General features: G+C 48.4%; 4 protein-coding genes. All 4 read left to right on the forward strand.

Annotated elements, in window-relative coordinates:
- On the forward strand, positions 1 to 1,730 hold a 1,730-nt coding region (locus tag Q7V06_RS08175; RefSeq protein WP_304840434.1), incomplete at its 5' end, for a PEGA domain-containing protein.
- 24 nt (positions 1,731 to 1,754) lie between these two features.
- Complete coding sequence (locus tag Q7V06_RS08180; protein ID WP_304840436.1) at positions 1,755 to 2,576, forward strand: argininosuccinate synthase; 822 nt, start codon at positions 1,755 to 1,757, stop codon at positions 2,574 to 2,576.
- 4 nt (positions 2,577 to 2,580) lie between these two features.
- Positions 2,581 to 3,141: a molybdopterin-dependent oxidoreductase gene (locus Q7V06_RS08185; protein WP_304840438.1), complete on the forward strand. Its 561-nt coding sequence runs from the start codon at positions 2,581 to 2,583 to the stop codon at positions 3,139 to 3,141.
- A gap of 3 nt (positions 3,142 to 3,144) precedes the next feature.
- Positions 3,145 to 3,860 (forward strand): tungstate ABC transporter substrate-binding protein WtpA (wtpA, locus tag Q7V06_RS08190; protein WP_304840440.1); only part of this gene is annotated, 716 nt, incomplete at its 3' end.

Raw genomic sequence — 3,860 nt, forward strand, 5'->3', positions numbered from 1 at the left:
CCCAGGAGTACTGGTACTTCTATAATGGGATATATCCGACGACAACCGGTCTTTCAGTTCAGTCTATCAGCGAGATCATCATCAATAGCGACGAAGAGCCGACCGGAAGCATCATCATCGAAAGTAACCCCCAGGGGGCATCCATTTACCTTGATGATGAGGATATCGGGCGGTATACCCCATCTATCCTTACTGGTATAGAGACCGGGATGTACACCATACGGGTCGAACTTGATGATTATACAATTCCGGATGATGAATGGGTGACGGTAAAAACCGATACCCCCGCAATGGTGCATTTTAATCTCACACAAGAGGGGGGAAGTATTGAGATCTCTTCAGTACCAACCGGTGCACAAATCTTCTGTGATGGTAAGGATACAGGTTTTCTGACCGATACCATCCTTGAACTCATCTCTCAGGGTGAGCGGACGATAACTCTCGTTAAAGAAGGGTATGAGAACGAGACGATAACAGTCGAAGTCGAGATAGACGAGACCACCTTCATCGATATCATCCTCCTCCCGATAACTGATAAACTGAATAGAACAGCTCAGGAGGGGAATGGAACAGATGATGAGGAGAGATCACTATACATCATCCAAAACATGACCCCTGACAACCGGTCAGGCACACTGCAACCGACTGCGTCACCCAACATAACACATGTCACAGTCAGTACTCCATCAGTTGAAGATGAAGGCATCTTCTCCAGGATCATATCGTTCTTCAGTAATCTTTGGAAGATGTTCCTCTCTGTCTTTGGAGATATACCAGAAGAAGAGTTGCCCCCAAAAAAAGTGGTGGAAGAAGATCTGATAGTAATTGATAGTGAAAGGACAGAGAAAGAAGAGAGAGAACCTGTTGAAAGAGTTGCAAGAAATCGTACCGGGGGCCTCTCTGTTGAATCCTATCCACAGGGAAGAGAGATCACCTTAGACAACAAAAAAACAGATTATATAACCCCAATAGTCCTGAATGGTCTCAGAGAAGGTCTGCATAGTATCAGATTAGAGGATGAGGTAAACCGGAGAGTCTGGGTGCATCCGGATGCGATCGTACCTGTCAGGATCGATCTGACTGTGAACAAGCGTCTTCGGACGATCACCATCACCTCAACCGAATATTTTGGCAAACGGTTCACGGTCAACGGAGCATACCCTGCATACACCATCCCGGCTACTGTCGAGCTTGAAGGAGATCGTGGATGGATCACCATTCATTCTGAAGAATGGTATCACTCATTCTCCGTACCTGACAGCATATTGAATGGAGGGACATTTGAGGTGCTACCGGAGGAGAGAGACCGTGTCTCCCTTCTGGTCGAGTCGGATCCTTCCGGTGCGGCGATATTTGTCGATGGTTTCCCAATAACGGATCACACCCCTGCAATGATAGACAATCTCACTCCGGGAAAGTATCAGATTGTGCTATCAAAACCCGGATTCCTCCCGGCAAATGGAGAGGTGACGATACGTCAGGGCACCATGGAATCTGCAGGGAGAGTACAATCATCACTGACACCATATCCGAGCGGATCGCTTGAGGTAAACAGCACGCCGACAGGTCAGAGGATCTACCTGTATGGCAGATACACAGGAGAGACAACACCTCATATCTTCGACCATATGCGTATCGGAACCTATGAAGTGACGATTCAGGGAACTGACGGATCAATTTCACGTACAATGACCGTTCTGCCTGATACAAGTGTCGAATGTATGATCTGAAACCAATTTTTTCGGGAGATTACTATGACGAGAAGAAGAATAAGGTATATAGCTCTGGTTCTGTTCCTGTTACTGATAGCAGGAACAGTTCATGCCGCACCCACCACCAGTGTGTATGTGGTAAAGATTGCTGATGATCAGACAACAATTTTAGATGAAAAAACTGTTGATCATCTCTGGATGGAAGCCAATCTTCCGGTTCTTGGGGATGGCAGGACGAGATACTATCATCAGGGCCCTGTCTTTGATGGTGATAAATGGGATCAGAACGAGACGACAAACTTTAAGGATCGCGGTGCGGTCAAAGGAACAGACGTAAAGGATCTCTGTGAGCTTGTTTCAGGTGCAGAACCAGGTGATGATATTATGATCCGGGCAGCAGATGGTTACCATGTCGTCTACCCCTATTCAAATATCTATACCCCGGACCCACGTCAGGGGCCAATCGGCATATGCTGGTATAACGGAGCAGACTCGGGAGCAGGTGAACGGCAGGGTACAGGTTATGTTCCGGATTACTATATGGGAATGCGAGTCGTCTTCTTTGCTGACAACTCAACAAACGCAGAGGGACTGCATGTTTACGGCAATTATGATATGTATGAGACGCTTCCGGACTCCGCACAGCACTTCTATGACCTCCTCCCTTCGACAAGTGGCCTTTCGATCAAGTGGGTCGATGAGATACGGATATACCGGGGGGGGTTCACCGGAGATCGTGGCAGCCTTGCATCATCATTAAATGAAAAACCTGCCCCGACAACGCAGGCACAAGCTCCATTAACTCTGGCTCCGCTCATCGGAGGGTTTTGTATTGCGGGTCTCATCCTCTGGCGAAGGGTGTGAATGAATGCTTGGAAAATACCCTCTCTTATGGGGAGTTCTGATCACAGCAGCCCTCCTCATCTGTGGTTGTATGAGTTTTTCCGGCTCAGCCGTTGATGATCGAGTCTGGAATCTGACCCTCATCGGAGATACAGAAGAAGTACTCAGCCTCCAGGAGATCAGGTCACTCCCATCAGTTGAAGGATATGGATATGGCATATCAACAGTAGGAATAAAAATCGGACCAAACTGGTATCGCGGAGTTCCGATAACTGATCTCATTGACCGGGTCGGTGGGATGGGTCCAGACGATCTCGTCTATGTCTCAGCTCAGGACGGGTATCTCTGGGTATATGGCGAAGATCAGATACACGGAGAGGGATTCATGACCCTGAATGAGGATCTCAAGGAGATCCATTCACCCGGACTCTCGATCATCCTTGCCTATGAACGGGATGGTGAACCTATCGGTGATGACTGGGGCGGACCACTCAGGATGATCATCATCTCAAAGACCGAAGGAGTGATCGTTGAGGGGAGTTCCTGGGTGAAATGGGTCGATACAATTGAGATCAAAAGGCGGTGACGGATGCGGGCGCTCTTTCTCTTCACCATACTGCTCCTTCTTGTATCCGGCTGCACGGAGGTGCAACCGGATCAGGTGACGGTACGTGTCGTCTCGGCTGGCAGCATGCTTCTCCCGCTTGAAGAGATAGAAGAGGCATATGAGATACTTCATCCGGAGATTGACATACAAACCGAGGGTCATGGAAGTATCCAGGCCATACGACAGGTCACCGATCTCAACCGCCAGTTTGATCTGGTCATTGTCGCTGACCAGTCACTTATCCCTGATATGATGTATCGCCAGATGAGTGACAGAGTCGACAACTACACCAACTGGTTTGTTCCTTTTGCTACAAACCATATGGTGATCGCCTACACCGATAGAAGTGCATATGCAGATGAGATCACGTCCGGGAACTGGCATCTGATCCTTTCAAAGCCCGATGTACATATCGGTTTTTCTAACCCGATGCTGGATGCATGCGGGTACCGGGCATTAATGGTGGCGTCATTAGCAGAAGGGTATTACAACAATGATCTACTCTTTGAACAGATGATAGGCGACCATCTCACTCCTCAGCCTGTGATCGTTCATACAGGAGACTCAACTCTCATCACCCTCCCAGAGATCCTCCATCCGTCAGGAGATAAAGTGAGCATCAGATCAGGGAGCATCTATCTCCTTGCTCTTCTTGATGCAGGTGGTATCGACTATGCATTTGAGTACGAGAGTGTTGC

The sequence above is a fragment of the Methanocalculus sp. genome, assembly GCF_030651615.1.
Lineage (GTDB): Archaea > Halobacteriota > Methanomicrobia > Methanomicrobiales > Methanocorpusculaceae > Methanocalculus.

Bases quoted from the DNA above. Each gene is read 5' to 3' on its own strand.
- Q7V06_RS08180 (WP_304840436.1), top strand. From the start codon at position 1,755: ATGACGAGAAGAAGAATAAGGTATATAGCTCTGGTTCTGTTCCTGTTA.
- Q7V06_RS08185 (WP_304840438.1), top strand. From the start codon at position 2,581: ATGCTTGGAAAATACCCTCTCTTATGGGGAGTTCTGATCACAGCAGCC.